This window comes from Rahnella ecdela, from assembly GCF_019049625.1.
Lineage (GTDB): Bacteria > Pseudomonadota > Gammaproteobacteria > Enterobacterales > Enterobacteriaceae > Rahnella > Rahnella ecdela.
Map to the genome: position 1 here is coordinate 106338 of NZ_JAFMOY010000129.1, position 13122 is coordinate 119459.

15 protein-coding genes are annotated in these 13122 nt (G+C 54.1%); 12 read left to right on the forward strand and 3 right to left on the reverse strand.

Features of this window, described 5'->3' with window-relative positions:
• The first annotated feature begins 1 nt into the window (after position 1).
• The 8 genes from phnH to J1784_RS16325 are packed head-to-tail and all read left to right on the forward strand — an operon-like array spanning position 2 to position 6423.
• Complete coding sequence (phnH, locus tag J1784_RS16290; protein WP_217150109.1) at positions 2–583, forward strand: phosphonate C-P lyase system protein PhnH; 582 nt, start codon at positions 2–4, stop codon at positions 581–583.
• The gene (locus J1784_RS16295) at positions 583–1665 is read left to right on the forward strand and encodes a carbon-phosphorus lyase complex subunit (RefSeq protein WP_217150110.1); all 1083 of its coding nucleotides are present in this window, start codon (positions 583–585) and stop codon (positions 1663–1665) included. Before phnH ends, J1784_RS16295 begins: the two co-directional genes overlap by 1 nt.
• Positions 1655–2530: an alpha-D-ribose 1-methylphosphonate 5-phosphate C-P-lyase PhnJ gene (locus tag J1784_RS16300; protein WP_217150111.1), complete on the forward strand. Its 876-nt coding sequence runs from the start codon at positions 1655–1657 to the stop codon at positions 2528–2530. The genes J1784_RS16295 and J1784_RS16300 overlap by 11 nt, the downstream gene beginning before the upstream one ends.
• On the forward strand, positions 2530–3321 hold the full coding sequence (gene phnK, locus J1784_RS16305) for a phosphonate C-P lyase system protein PhnK (RefSeq protein ID WP_217150112.1): 792 nt from the start codon (positions 2530–2532) through the stop codon (positions 3319–3321). The genes J1784_RS16300 and phnK overlap by 1 nt, the downstream gene beginning before the upstream one ends.
• 27 nt (positions 3322–3348) lie before the next feature.
• Positions 3349–4056: a phosphonate C-P lyase system protein PhnL gene (gene phnL / locus J1784_RS16310; protein ID WP_217150113.1), complete on the forward strand. Its 708-nt coding sequence runs from the start codon at positions 3349–3351 to the stop codon at positions 4054–4056.
• Positions 4053–5189, forward strand: coding sequence for an alpha-D-ribose 1-methylphosphonate 5-triphosphate diphosphatase (gene phnM, locus J1784_RS16315; RefSeq protein WP_217150114.1), 1137 nt, complete (start codon positions 4053–4055; stop codon positions 5187–5189). The genes phnL and phnM overlap by 4 nt, the downstream gene beginning before the upstream one ends.
• A gap of 11 nt (positions 5190–5200) precedes the next feature.
• Positions 5201–5776, forward strand: coding sequence for a ribose 1,5-bisphosphokinase (phnN, locus tag J1784_RS16320; RefSeq protein WP_217150115.1), 576 nt, complete (start codon positions 5201–5203; stop codon positions 5774–5776).
• An 8-nt stretch (positions 5777–5784) separates the two neighbouring features.
• Positions 5785–6423, forward strand: coding sequence for an LbetaH domain-containing protein (locus J1784_RS16325; RefSeq protein ID WP_217150116.1), 639 nt, complete (start codon positions 5785–5787; stop codon positions 6421–6423).
• A gap of 111 nt (positions 6424–6534) precedes the next feature.
• On the opposite strand, the gene J1784_RS16330 is transcribed toward J1784_RS16325, so the two are convergent.
• On the reverse strand, positions 6535–7176 hold the full coding sequence (locus J1784_RS16330) for a Rossmann-fold NAD(P)-binding domain-containing protein (protein ID WP_217150117.1): 642 nt from the start codon (positions 7174–7176) through the stop codon (positions 6535–6537).
• Between the two features lie 212 nt (positions 7177–7388).
• Here J1784_RS16330 and J1784_RS16335 point away from each other — a divergent pair, with 212 nt between their 5' ends.
• Positions 7389–7907: a type 1 glutamine amidotransferase domain-containing protein gene (locus tag J1784_RS16335; RefSeq protein ID WP_217150118.1), complete on the forward strand. Its 519-nt coding sequence runs from the start codon at positions 7389–7391 to the stop codon at positions 7905–7907.
• A 36-nt stretch (positions 7908–7943) separates the two neighbouring features.
• Here the strand turns inward: J1784_RS16335 and J1784_RS16340 are convergent, their stop codons facing one another.
• Positions 7944–8381, reverse strand: coding sequence for a YhbP family protein (locus tag J1784_RS16340; RefSeq protein WP_217150119.1), 438 nt, complete (start codon positions 8379–8381; stop codon positions 7944–7946).
• A 114-nt stretch (positions 8382–8495) separates the two neighbouring features.
• Here J1784_RS16340 and J1784_RS16345 point away from each other — a divergent pair, with 114 nt between their 5' ends.
• Positions 8496–8825: a GIY-YIG nuclease family protein gene (locus J1784_RS16345; protein ID WP_217150120.1), complete on the forward strand. Its 330-nt coding sequence runs from the start codon at positions 8496–8498 to the stop codon at positions 8823–8825.
• On the opposite strand, the gene J1784_RS16350 is transcribed toward J1784_RS16345, so the two are convergent.
• A complete protein-coding gene (locus J1784_RS16350) occupies positions 8812–9669 on the reverse strand; it encodes a helix-turn-helix transcriptional regulator (protein WP_217150121.1) in 858 nt (285 codons plus the stop codon). The two genes, J1784_RS16345 and J1784_RS16350, sit on opposite strands and share 14 nt — an antisense overlap.
• Positions 9670–9859: 190 nt before the next feature.
• Between J1784_RS16350 and J1784_RS16355 the strand changes: the two genes are divergently transcribed.
• Together J1784_RS16355 and J1784_RS16360 are read left to right on the forward strand one after the other, a co-directional pair.
• A complete protein-coding gene (locus tag J1784_RS16355) occupies positions 9860–11572 on the forward strand; it encodes a solute:sodium symporter family transporter (RefSeq protein WP_217150122.1) in 1713 nt (570 codons plus the stop codon).
• On the forward strand, positions 11572–13071 hold the full coding sequence (locus tag J1784_RS16360) for a sulfatase-like hydrolase/transferase (RefSeq protein WP_217150123.1): 1500 nt from the start codon (positions 11572–11574) through the stop codon (positions 13069–13071). Before J1784_RS16355 ends, J1784_RS16360 begins: the two co-directional genes overlap by 1 nt.
• The last annotated feature ends 51 nt before the right edge of the window (positions 13072–13122 follow it).

Consider the following 13122-nt stretch of genomic DNA (forward strand, 5'->3'; position numbering starts at 1 on the left):
CATGTCACTTGTTGCCAGTTTTCAAAATCCGGTTGCGGATGCGCAGTTCAGTTTCCGTCGTATTCTCAAAGCGTTAAGCGAACCGGGTGTCAGTGTGCAGTTGCCTGCCATGCCCGGCTTCGGCGCTTTAGATTCCGCCAGTGCCTGCGTGCTGCTGACGCTTATCGACAGCGACACACCGCTGTGGCTGAGCGCCTCGCTCAACGATGAAATTCTGCGTAAAAACCTGCGTTTCCATACCGGCGCGGTGCTGACCGATGACCCTTCTGCCGTCAGTTTTGCGCTGGCCGATACGGCACTCGACAGCGCCACGCTGCTGGCTTTCCCGTGCGGTGATGAAATGTCGCCGGAGCTGGCCACCAGTGTGATAGTTCAGCTGGAGAGCCTGACCGGCGGCACGCTGCTGCGTCTGAGCGGGCCGGGCATTGAGAGCAGCCGCATGATTTCGCCGCAGTTGCCGGATTGTGTTCGTGATTATCTGCTCAACCGCCCTCACCGTTTCCCGCTGGGTCTGGACTTTATGTTCACCTGTGGCGAAGAACTGATTGCCGTACCGCGCACCACGCGCGTGGAGGTGTGCTGATGTACGTCGCCGTTAAAGGGGGTGAGAAGGCGATTGCCGCTGCCCACCAGCTGCTGGCGCATGAACGCCGCGGCAATACCGATGTGAATGAACTTGGTTGCGAACAGATTGAACAACAGCTGGGTCTGGCCGTTGACCGCGTGATGAGTGAAGGCGGAATTTACGACCGCGAGCTGGCCGCGCTGGCAATCAAGCAATCCGGTGGTGATCTTGTGGAAGCGATTTTCCTGCTGCGGGCGTACCGCACCACGTTACCGCGTCTGGCGACCAGCGAACCGCTGAATACTCAGGCGATGCGCCTCGAACGCCGTATCTCCGCCATTTACAAAGACTTGCCGGGCGGACAAGTGCTCGGCCCGACTTACGATTACACCCACCGTTTGCTGGATTTCGCGCTGCTGGCTGAAGGCGAAGCGCCGTTCACGCCGATTGCCGATGAACCGCAGCCGGAAAATTGCGGTCATGTATTTGATTTACTGTCCCATCAGCAGCTGGCAGTTCGTGAAGAAGATGACGGAACCGAACCGGAAGATATCACCCGCACGCCGCCGGTGTTTCCGGCTTCCCGCGCGGCACGCCTGCAACAACTGGTGCGCGGTGACGAAGGTTTTCTGCTGTCGCTGAGTTATTCCACCCAGCGTGGGTACGGGCGTAACCACCCGTTCGCGGGTGAAATTCGTACCGGCTGGCTGACTGTTGAAATCGTGCCGGAAGAATTGGGTTTTGCGATTGATATCGGCGAAATCCTGCTGACCGAATGCGAAATGGTGAACGGCTTTGTCGACCCGGAAGATAAGCCGCCGCACTTTACGCGGGGTTACGGGCTGGTGTTTGGGCGTGCCGAACGCAAGGCGATGTCGATGTCACTGGTCGATCGCGCGCTGCAAACCCGCGAATACAACGAGCAGATCAGCAGTCCGGCGCAGGACGAAGAATTCGTCTTGTCCCACGCCGATAACGTCGAAGCCGCCGGTTTTGTCTCGCATCTTAAACTGCCGCATTACGTCGATTTTCAGGCCGAACTGGAATTGCTCAAACGCCTGCGTGCCGCGAAAGAACAGGACTCCGCCAATGAACAATAATACCGCCCACCCCCTGAAGGGTTATAACCATGGTTATCTCGACGAGCAAACCAAACGCATGATCCGTCGCGGGATCCTCAAAGCCGTGGCGATCCCCGGTTATCAGGTTCCGTTCGCCGGACGTGAAATGCCGATGCCATATGGCTGGGGCACCGGAGGGATACAGCTGACCGCCAGCGTGATCGGCGAAAAAGATGTGCTGAAAGTGATCGATCAGGGCGCAGATGACACGACCAATGCCGTGTCGATCCGCAAATTCTTCCAGAGCGTCGCGGGGGTAAAAACCACCGAGAAAACCGTGGAAGCCAGTCTGATCCAGACCCGTCACCGCATTCCCGAAACACCGTTGCAGGAAGATCAGATCCTAATTTTCCAGGTGCCGATCCCGGAACCGCTGCGTTTTATCGAACCGCGTGAAACCGAGACCCGCAAAATGCACGCGCTGGAAGAATACGGCGTAATGCAGGTGAAGTTGTACGAGGACATCGCGCGCTTCGGACATATCGCCACAACTTATGCATATCCGGTGAAAGTAAATGACCGCTACGTGATGGATCCGTCGCCGATCCCGAAATTTGATAACCCGAAAATGAACATGATGCCCGCATTGCAGCTGTTCGGTGCCGGACGTGAAAAACGTATTTACGCTCTGCCGCCGTTCACCAAAGTCGAAAGTCTGGATTTTGACGATCACCCGTTCACCGTCCAGCAATGGGATGAGCCCTGTGCGATCTGCGGCTCGCACCACAGCTATCTCGACGAAGTGGTGCTCGACGATCAGGGCAACCGCATGTTCGTGTGCTCCGACACCGATTTTTGCGCTCAGCAGCTTGAGCAACAGGCTTCCAACGAGGGTAACCGCTGATGAACACTCCGTTAAATCTGGCCGCAAAACCGCTGCTGTCGGTAAATAACCTGACCCATCTTTATGCGCCGGGCAAAGGCTTTAGCGATGTGTCGTTCAACCTGTATCCGGGTGAAGTGCTGGGCATTGTCGGGGAATCCGGCTCGGGTAAAACCACGCTGTTGCAGTCTATTTCCGCCCGCCTCGCGCCACAGGAAGGGCAGGTGATTTACAACAACGGGCAGGTCGCCGCGCAGTCGCTGTATGACATGGCGGAAAGTGACCGCCGTCGCCTGCTGCGCACCGACTGGGGCGTGGTGCATCAGCATCCGATGGACGGTCTGCGCCGTCAGGTTTCTGCCGGTGGAAATATCGGTGAACGCCTGATGGCCGTGGGCGAGCGTCATTACGGCGATATCCGCAAGAAAGCCGGTCAGTGGCTGGAAGATGTCGAAATCCCGGTTTCGCGTATTGATGACCTGCCGACCACGTTTTCCGGCGGGATGCAGCAGCGTCTGCAAATTGCCCGCAATCTGGTGACACATCCGCGTCTGGTGTTTATGGATGAGCCGACCGGCGGACTCGACGTTTCGGTTCAGGCGCGTCTGCTGGATTTGCTGCGCACGCTGGTGGTGGAAATGCAGCTGGCGGTCGTGATTGTCACCCATGATTTGGGTGTCGCCCGCCTGCTTGCGCACCGTCTGCTGGTGATGAAACAGGGTCAGGTGGTGGAAAGTGGTTTAACCGACCGCGTGCTCGACGATCCGCATCATCCGTATACGCAGCTGCTCGTTTCTTCCGTGCTGTCCTAACCTAATTTCAGAGAAAGAGTGACCAAAATGACGACGAAGCTCAGGGTCGAAAATCTCAGTAAAACTTTTGTTCTGCATAATCAGAACAGCGCCAGATTGCCGGTTTTCAGCAACGCCAGCCTGACGATAAATGCCGGGGAATGCGTGGTGCTGCACGGTCATTCCGGCAGCGGAAAATCCACCCTTCTGCGCTCGTTGTACGGCAACTATCTGCCGGACAGCGGCAAAATTTGGGTCGAACATCAGGGTCAGCAGATTGATATGGTCAGCGCCGAAGCGCGCGAGATTCTGGCCGTTCGCCGCCATACGGTCGGCTGGGTCAGCCAGTTTCTGCGGGTCATTCCACGCATCAGTGCGCTCAATCTGGTCATGCAGCCGCTGCTGGAACTGGGGGTGGACAAAACTCAAAGCGAAGCCCGCGCCAGCGCTTTATTGCGCCATCTGAATGTGCCGGAACGTCTGTGGCATCTTGCGCCGTCGACGTTTTCCGGTGGCGAGCAACAGCGCGTAAATATCGCCCGTGGTTTTGTGGTCGATTATCCGGTGCTGTTGCTCGATGAACCGACCGCCTCACTGGACGCCACCAACCGCGCTGCCGTCGTCACGCTGATTGAGCAGGCCAAAGCCCGCGGTGCGGCGGTGGTGGGGATTTTCCATGATGAAGATGTCCGCGAACGCGTTGCCGACAGGTTGTATGAAATGAGCCCGGAAACGGCTCCGGAGATGTCCGCATGATCATAAATGACGTCAAACTGGTGCTCGACGATCAGGTGGTTGAAGGGTCGCTTGAGATGCAAAACGGCATGATCAGTGCCTTTGCTGACAGCCGCAGCCAGCTGCCGCAGGCGCTGGATGCTCAGGGCGGCTGGCTGCTGCCGGGATTCATCGAACTGCACACGGATAATCTGGATAAGTTTTTCACACCACGTCCAAAAGTTGACTGGCCTGCACACTCCGCCATGAGCAGCCACGATGCGCTGATGGTCGCCAGCGGGATCACCACCGTGCTGGACGCCGTCGCGGTCGGTGACGTGCGCGACGGCGGCCATCGTCTGGATAATCTGCAAAAGATGATCGACGCGATTGTGAACAGCCAGAACGCCGGGCTGAACCGCGCCGAACACCGTCTGCATCTGCGCTGCGAACTGCCTCACGGGACGACCTTACCGCTATTTGAGAAGCTGATGGACACCTCAGTACTGTCGCTGGTTTCGCTGATGGACCATTCGCCAGGTCAGCGCCAGTTCGCCACGCCGCAGAAATACCGTGAGTATTATCAGGGCAAATACCACATGAACGATGAGCAGATGGACGATTTTCAGGAAGAACAAATCGCCCTCTCCCGTCGCTGGGCACAGCCAAACCGTGAAGCGATTGCCGCCCATTGCCGCGAGCGCAATATTTCTCTGGCCAGCCATGACGATGCTACGGCAGCGCACGTCGAAGAATCACTGGCGCTCGGCAGCGTGATCGCCGAATTCCCGACCACCGAAGAAGCCGCACGCGCCTCACATCACAGCGGATTGCAGGTGCTGATGGGCGCGCCGAATATCGTGCGCGGCGGTTCGCATTCCGGAAATGTGGCGGCGCATCATCTGGCCTCGCTGGGTCTGCTGGATATTTTATCCTCCGACTATTATCCGGCCAGCCTGCTCGACGCGGTATTCCGGATTGCCAATGATCAGGGCAATACGTTCAGCCTGGCACAGGCGGTGAAGCTGGTGACGCGCAATCCGGCTAACGCGCTGGGTCTGAAAGATCGCGGGGAGATCGCCGAAGGCAAACGCGCGGATCTGGTTCTGGCGCGCGCGCATGGCGATCACTACTTTGTGCAAAACGTCTGGCGTCAGGGCATTCAGGTGTTCTGAGAGGAGAAAGGATGAGCCGTTTACTCTATCTGATGGGTGCATCGGGATCGGGAAAGGACAGTCTGCTCGACGCGTTACGTCAGCATTTACCCGCTGATGTCGCCGTCGCGCATCGTTATATTACGCGGCCTGCGGATACCGGTTCAGAAAACCATATCGCGCTGAGTGAGGCCGAATTTATTCAGCGTCGCCAGCACAGTTTATTCGCCATGGACTGGCATGCGCATCAGTGCCGGTACGCCGTGGGCATTGAGATAGACACCTGGATGCAGCTCGGTTGTCACGTGGTAGTTAACGGTTCGCGCGCGCATCTGGAAAAAGCCCGGCAGCGTTATGGCCAGCGGCTGGTACCGGTCTGTTTACAGGTTTCAGAAGCCGTATTGACGGAGCGACTGACCCGTCGGGGGCGCGAAGATTCGGCGCAAATTGCCTGTCGTCTTCAGCGCGCCAGAGAGTACGAAAACGCCCTGCCCGCCGGCTGCCACCGGCTGAACAACGACGGCGCGTTGCACGAAACTTTGCAGCATCTGCTGGCCATTCTTGCCTTGCCGGTCAGTGCGTTTATTTATCCCGTCACTTCATCATGAGCGATTTTATGACAGACATCATTCATCCGTTTTCGCTGGCTGACGAGCAGGATTATTCGCGGCCAAAAATCGGTCAGCAGGTTGAGCTGAACCGGTCCACACTGGGTCAGTACGTGCATATTGCGGACCACGCGATCCTCGAAGAAACGCAGATCGGCGATTATTCGTATACCGCAGGAAACAATCAGATCTTCTACGCCACCATTGGGAAATTTGTGTCGATCGCGACATATGTACGGATCAATCCCGGCAATCATCCGACCTATCAGCGCGTTGCCCAGCATCATTTCACCTACCGCAGTTCGGTCTACGGATTAGGGGAAGACGATCAGGAATTTTTCGACTGGCGGCGTGAACATCATGTCACCGTCGGTAACGATGTGTGGATCGGGCATAACGCGGTCCTGATGCCCGGCGTGAAAGTCGGCAACGGCGCGGTGATCGGCACTTCTGCCGTGGTAACTAAAGACGTTGAGCCTTATTCGATCGTCGCAGGCGTGGCGGCGAAAAAGATCGGCATGCGCTTTGATGACACGATGATCGAACGGATCGAGAAAAGCCAGTGGTGGGACTGGGATCATGAAACGCTGAAAGAAAGGATGCCGGACTTCAGGGATCTGACCGTTTTTGCAGAAAAGTATTTATAAGGATCAGGTGTGATCGTCGGTGAAGAACAGCCTTAAGTATGACCAGGCAGAAAATTCACGTTTTTTGCCTGATACCTTATCACAAGGATCCGGCTCAGCGGATCACGTGAATTATAGATCTTCGATACTGGCGGCAATCTCATTGGATTCCAGCACCGTGATGCCGCCTAATCCGGCATTAAATGCCTGCTCCTGCAACGCCTTAGCCACCACATCCGAATCAATTGCTTTCCATTTCCCCGGCAGCATTTTAAACAGCGGCGCACTGAGTTGTTCCAGCAGGCGTGGCGGATGACGTTTTCCGACCAATAATGAAGGCCGGACTAATGTCAGCAACGGCCATCCCTGTTGCATCAGCGCCAGCTCCATTTCGCCTTTCGTGCGGTTATAAAGGAAGCGCGAATGCGCATCGGCTCCGTTCGCGCTGACGGCAAGACAATGGCGTGCGCCGAGTTCGCGCGCCGCTTTGGCACAATCCACCACAAGGTCGTAATCCACCGCCCGGAAAGCCTGCGCGCTGCCTGCCTGTTTTCGCGTGGTGCCGAGACAACAAAAGAGTAAATCGATTGGCTCATCGAGTGCGACCACCAGTGAGGTGAGATTGTCGCCCAGCGGATTAAACAACTTATTCCCTGGCAGCAGCGGACGACGGCTGGGTGCCACGATGCGGCTGACACGCGGATCGAGTTGCAGCAGGCGTAAGAGCTCGCGCCCGATCAGGCCACTTCCTCCCAGCAGAAGAACTTTTGCCATATCACTTCCTTTTAAAAAACGGCTTTCGCATAGCGATTCTGAAACATGAAAGCATGAACAGATATTTGAAGTGTTACCTGAATGTAAATATCACGCTATAAGACAGTTCCTGTTACCTCAGCAGACTCGGACGAATCCAGTTTGATCCGCCAGCCCGTGGCTTCTAGGCTTAAGAATGTATGACGAACAACACATTCTCAGCAGGAGGAACCATGAGCAAGAAAATAGCGGTACTCATCACTGATGAATTTGAGGATTCAGAATTCACCTCACCTGCAGAGGCCTATAAAAAGGCGGGCCATCAGGTTATTACTATTGAAAACAAAGCCGGTAACGTCATCAAAGGCAAACAAGGTAAGGCGAAGGTCACCATCGATAAGTCTATTGATGATGTGAAGGTGGACGACTTTGATGCCCTGCTTTTACCGGGCGGACATTCGCCGGATACGCTGCGCGGTGACGACCGGTTTGTCGAGTTCACACGGGCTTTCGCCAAAAGCGGCAAACCGATTTTCGCCATCTGTCACGGCCCGCAGCTACTGATTAATGCCGATGTTGTTCGTGGCCGGAAGCTCACAACAGTGAAACCGGTCGTCGTCGACGTTAAAAATGCCGGTGCTGAGTTTTACGACAAAGAGGTTGTGGTTGACCATAACACCCTGGTCACCAGCCGGACGCCGGATGATTTGCCTGCCTTTAATCGCGAATCCCTGAAGATCCTGGCGGCGTAGATCCTGTGCCCCTTCTGCGGAGGGGGCCACGTTTTGTCAGACTGGCTTGTCCCACAGCAGTTTCTTGCCAAATCCCAGCGCATTATCGGTCATTTTGATATGACTGAGTTTCAGCGCCCAGACCGGGGCTTTCATGGCGATGGCGACCGGAAAATGTTTGCAGTACAAATGCCGCGCATGGGCCTCTTCTTCACCGCCAAGAACGGTGGCTTCGCCGCGATACTGAATGCCTTTGATAAGCGCGATGGTTTTCGGATGCGGGGCAATCGTGCCGACAATATGCGGTGATTTCGCCATCAGCGTACCGTGCAGGGTTTTCATTTCGGTCATGAAGTACAGCGTCATGCTTTGGGCATCTGTGACGTAAAAGCAGTTCGCGCTCCACATCTCGCCGTCCGCAACGGCACACAGCGCCAGCACATGGTGTTTATTCAGAAACTTCAGAATATGTTTCAGGTCATCAGGGTTATTCATCACGCATCCTCAATTTTCAATCCTCTCAGTTTAACGCCCAGCCCCGATGTTTTACCTCACTCTGTGATGTCTTTCGGGTAAACTTACACAACATTTTCCCGACACGCTGAAATTATGTCTGCCACACAAAACTGGTATTTATACATGCTGAGAACGCCGACCGGGATGCTTTATACCGGCATCACCACTGACGTGGTGCGTCGTCTCGGTCAGCATCAGACCGGTAAAGGAGCAAAATCGTTGCGGGGAAAAGGCGATCTGACGCTGGCATTTCACTGTCCGGCAGGCGACCGTTCGCTGGCATCAAAGCTGGAAATTAAAGTCAAAAAGCTGAGTAAAGCGCAGAAAGAGTTGCTGGTAAACAGCGCACCACAATGTCTGGAAAGTTATCTGGGATTGCCGTCCGTCACAGTCCCCGCCTGCGTAAAGATCACGCCTGTTTAACTGCCGAAGGTGCATAACCAAACTTCTGTTTGAACGCTTTACTGAAGTGGAAAGAGTCGAAGAAATTCAGTAAATCCGCCACCTGACTGACGTTGTAATTCCCCTGGCGAAACAACGAGAGCGCCAGCTCAAGCCGCGCATCAAGGTAATATTCTTTGGGTGTTTTACCGGTGTATTTCAAAAACAACCTGCGCAGATATTGTTCACTGCATTGCATCCATTGCGCCATTTCTGCCACCGTCCAGCGCTTGCGGATATCGGTATGGATGAGCGACAGCAGTTTTTCCATCTGCCGCAACTGAGTGCCTTTCACACCGGTCTGCACAATCCGGCAAACCCACTGATAAATTAATTTGGTAATAAAGGCCACGGCGAGGGTTTTATTTAACTCAATGCCACTGGTAATTAACGCTGTCACTTCACTCAGCTCCTGATTAAATAACTCGCCGTTATAAATTATAGCCTGTTGCGATAAAGGAATATCCATAGCACCGGTAGGAATGAATTCCATCCAGTATTGTTCCCACAACAATCCGGCACAGTGATAGGATTTTATTTCTGTCGGTTTTAAAAAAATGACGCAATTGCCGTTGAGGGTGATGCAGGTATTATCCTGAAGAATAATCTTACCGCATCCCTGTAGGGTATAGACGACAACCCAGGAATTTTCAATCAGCGGTTTCCTTTTGTCCTGTGGCCAGTTTACCTTATAACTTTCATCGGCCAGCGTGTGCCAAAGAGATATAAGCGATATACCGCTGGAGATCACATTTTCGCTCAGAACCAGCGGGATATTGTAGGTTGTTTCGTTTTTTACATGCCAGCCGTCATTTTTTCCATTCATTTAATTTCGCCGCCAGAGAATGATGTGGTTACCTTACGGTCAATATTTACCACAGTTTTATCGCGAGCCGTGAGCAATGCCTGTTGATTAAAAAATATCTCATAATAAAACCTGCCGTGATCTGAACAACGCGTAATAACTTTTTTGCCCTACTGCGTATCAGGTCATCCGTATAAATAAGGGCAATTAAATGAATCTTTCGCAAATTTTAAGCTTCGTCGCGTTCACCCTGCTGGTGGCATTAATGACCTGGTGGAAATTACGAAAAGCTGACACCCGATCCCAGCAGGGCTATTTTCTGGCAGGCCGTTCACTGAAAGCACCGGTGATCGCTGCCTCGCTGATGCTGACCAATCTGTCGACCGAACAACTGGTGGGACTTGGCGGTCAGGCGTGGCGCAGCGGGATGTCGGTGATGGCCTGGGAAGTAATTTCGGCCATCCCCCTGATTTTCCTCGCGCTGATTTTTTTACCGAAATACCTGCAGCGCGGCATCGCCACCATCCCTGATTTCATTGAAGAACGTTACGATAAATCCACCCGTATTTTCGTCGATTGCTGCTTTCTGATTGCCACCGGGGTTTGTTTTCTACCGATAGTGCTCTATTCAGGCGCGCTGGCGCTAAACAGTTTGTTTCACGTCAGCGAGGCTTTTGGTGTTTCTGCAGGAGCAGGCATCTGGTTTATGGTCACGCTGCTCGGGTTAGCCGGGATTTGCTACGCCGTGATTGGCGGCCTGCGGGCGATTGCGATTGCGGATGTGATTTACGGCATCGGACTGGTAATTGGCGGCCTGATGATCCCGGTACTCGGGCTGATCATGATGGGAGACGGTAATTTCCTGCACGGCGTTCAGCAACTGACAAGCGTGCACAGCGAACGCCTGAACTCCATTGGCGGCAGTCATGATCCGGTGCCGATTGGCGCGGCGCTGACAGGGCTGATTCTGGTGAATACGTTTTACTGGTGTACCAATCAGGGCATTGTGCAGCGCACGCTGGCCTCGAAAAGTCTGGCCGAAGGACAAAAAGGCGCACTGCTGACCGCCGTGCTGAAAATGCTTGATCCGCTGATTCTGGTGCTGCCGGGGGTGATTGCCTATCACCTTTTTCCACAACTGCCAAAAGCCGATATGGCGTACCCGGCACTCGTCAATAAAGTGCTGCCGCTGCCATTGGTTGGCTTTTTTGGGGCGGTGGTTTTCGGCGCGATCATGAGTGCTTTCAATGGGTTCCTCAACAGCGCCTGTACCTTATTCAGCTACGGCATTTATCACCGCGTGATCAACCAGAATGCCGGACCGCAAAAGCTGGTTTCCGTAGGGCGTCGCTTCGGACTGATTCTGGCAGTGATTTCCGTGCTGGTGGCTCCGTGGATTGCCAACGCGCCGGAGGGTTTATACAGCTGGATGAAACAGCTTAACGGCATTTATAACGTGCCGCTGGTGACCATCGTGATCATGGGGTTTTTCTTCCCGCGCATTCCCCCGGTTGCCGCCAAAGCCGCGCTGCTGTTCGGGATTTGCAGTTATATCGTGATCCATTATCTGGTGTCTTTCGATATGCATTTCCTCTACGTCCTGTTTTTCACCTTCTGCATTAATGTGCTGCTGATGCTGGGTATTGGCTGGGTCAAACCACGTGCCACACCCTTCAGCTTCCGCGATGCTTTTGCAGTCGATATGCAGCCGTGGGAGCCCGCGAAGATTGCCTCTGTCGGCGTACTGGCCGCCATGATTGGCGTGTATTCCGGTCTGGCACAGTTTGGCGGGTATCCGACGCGCTGGCTGGCTGTCGTGAGCTATCTGATTGCTGCCGCTGTAGTGATTTATCTGTTCATTTACAGCCGCCGTCAGCGCCAGTCCGGCCGTATTCTCACCACTTTTGAATCAGGGGATAAATAGTGGAACGCCCTAACTTCTTGTTTATTATGACCGATACTCAGGCCACCAATATGGTGGGCTGTTACAGCGGTAAACCGCTTAATACACAGAATATCGATGCGCTGGCGCAAGCAGGCATCCGATTTAATTCCGCCTACACCTGCGCGCCGGTATGCACACCCGCCCGCGCCGGGCTGTTCACCGGCATCTATTCTAATCAGTCAGGCCCCTGGACTAACAACGTCGCGCCAGGGAAAAACATCTCCACCATGGGACGTTATTTTAAGGATGCCGGATATAAGACCTGTTTTATCGGTAAGTGGCATCTCGACGGACATGACTATTTCGGCACCGGTGTTTGTCCGCCGGAATGGGACGAAGAATACTGGTTCGATGGCGCCAACTATCTTTCTGAACTGACCGAAAAAGAGATTGGCCTGTGGCGCAACGGGCTGAACAGTGTCGAGGATTTACGGGATAATGGCATCGACAAGTCATTCACCTGGGCGCACCGCATCAGTCACCGGGCGATTGATTTTCTGGCACAACCGCAGCGTGAGGACGAACCGTTCCTGATGGTGATTTCTTATGATGAGCCACACCACCCCTTTACCTGTCCGATTGAATATCTTGAAAAATATGAAGATTTTCATTACGACTTAGGTGAAAGAGCGCACGATACCCTTGAAGATAAACCGCTGCATCACCGTTTGTGGTCTGAGGCAATGCCTTCCCCGGTGGGTGCTGACGGGCAATATCATCACCCGCTCTATTTCGCCTGCAACGATTTTGTCGATGACGAGATTGGTCGCGTCGTTTCAGCTCTGACACCTGCGCAGCGTGAAAATACCTGGGTGATTTATACCTCTGATCACGGCGAAATGATGGGGGCGCATAAGCTCATCAGCAAGGGCGCAGCGATGTATGACGATATTACCCGCATTCCCTTGATTTTCGTGCCTCCTGCGGGACAACAGTCGCCACGTCAGGTTGATACGCCGGTCAGCCACAGCGATGTATTGCCCACACTGATGGCGCTGGCTGGCATTGAGAAACCGGCTATTTTGCCCGGCGAATCATTATTCGACGTGCAGGCTGATCGCGGCGTGATGGTCGAATTCAACCGCTATGAGATTGAGCATGACAGTTTCGGCGGCTTTATCCCGGTACGAGGCTGGGTCACCGACCGTTATAAATTTGTGCTCAATCTGTTTACCACTGACGAACTGTATGACCGCCATAACGACATCAATGAGATGCATAACTTGATCGACCATCCTGATTTTACGGGCATCCGCGACGGGCTGCATGATCAGCTGATGGATTATATGGACAAGATCCGTGACCCGTTCCGTAGCTATCAGTGGTCTTGCCGCCCGTGGCGCAAGGACGCGAAACCTCGCTGGATGGGGGCATTCAGACCGCGACCGGAAGACGGTTATTCACCCATTGTGCGTGATTACGACACCGGTATGCCGACGCAGGGTGTCAAAGTGGAAGAGAAGAAACAGAAGTTTTAACGCTTCAGGAAAAAGCGCTTACTGATGTCCAGAAGACAGGCGAGGTGCTCC

Bases quoted from the DNA above. Each gene is read 5' to 3' on its own strand.
- phnH (WP_217150109.1), top strand. From the start codon at position 2: ATGTCACTTGTTGCCAGTTTTCAAAATCCGGTTGCGGATGCGCAGTTC.
- J1784_RS16295 (WP_217150110.1), top strand. From the start codon at position 583: ATGTACGTCGCCGTTAAAGGGGGTGAGAAGGCGATTGCCGCTGCCCAC.
- J1784_RS16300 (WP_217150111.1), top strand. From the start codon at position 1,655: ATGAACAATAATACCGCCCACCCCCTGAAGGGTTATAACCATGGTTAT.
- phnK (WP_217150112.1), top strand. From the start codon at position 2,530: ATGAACACTCCGTTAAATCTGGCCGCAAAACCGCTGCTGTCGGTAAAT.
- phnL (WP_217150113.1), top strand. From the start codon at position 3,349: ATGACGACGAAGCTCAGGGTCGAAAATCTCAGTAAAACTTTTGTTCTG.
- phnM (WP_217150114.1), top strand. From the start codon at position 4,053: ATGATCATAAATGACGTCAAACTGGTGCTCGACGATCAGGTGGTTGAA.
- phnN (WP_217150115.1), top strand. From the start codon at position 5,201: ATGAGCCGTTTACTCTATCTGATGGGTGCATCGGGATCGGGAAAGGAC.
- J1784_RS16325 (WP_217150116.1), top strand. From the start codon at position 5,785: ATGACAGACATCATTCATCCGTTTTCGCTGGCTGACGAGCAGGATTAT.
- J1784_RS16330 (WP_217150117.1), bottom strand. From the start codon at position 7,176: ATGGCAAAAGTTCTTCTGCTGGGAGGAAGTGGCCTGATCGGGCGCGAG.
- J1784_RS16335 (WP_217150118.1), top strand. From the start codon at position 7,389: ATGAGCAAGAAAATAGCGGTACTCATCACTGATGAATTTGAGGATTCA.
- J1784_RS16340 (WP_217150119.1), bottom strand. From the start codon at position 8,381: ATGAATAACCCTGATGACCTGAAACATATTCTGAAGTTTCTGAATAAA.
- J1784_RS16345 (WP_217150120.1), top strand. From the start codon at position 8,496: ATGTCTGCCACACAAAACTGGTATTTATACATGCTGAGAACGCCGACC.
- J1784_RS16350 (WP_217150121.1), bottom strand. From the start codon at position 9,669: ATGAATGGAAAAAATGACGGCTGGCATGTAAAAAACGAAACAACCTAC.
- J1784_RS16355 (WP_217150122.1), top strand. From the start codon at position 9,860: ATGAATCTTTCGCAAATTTTAAGCTTCGTCGCGTTCACCCTGCTGGTG.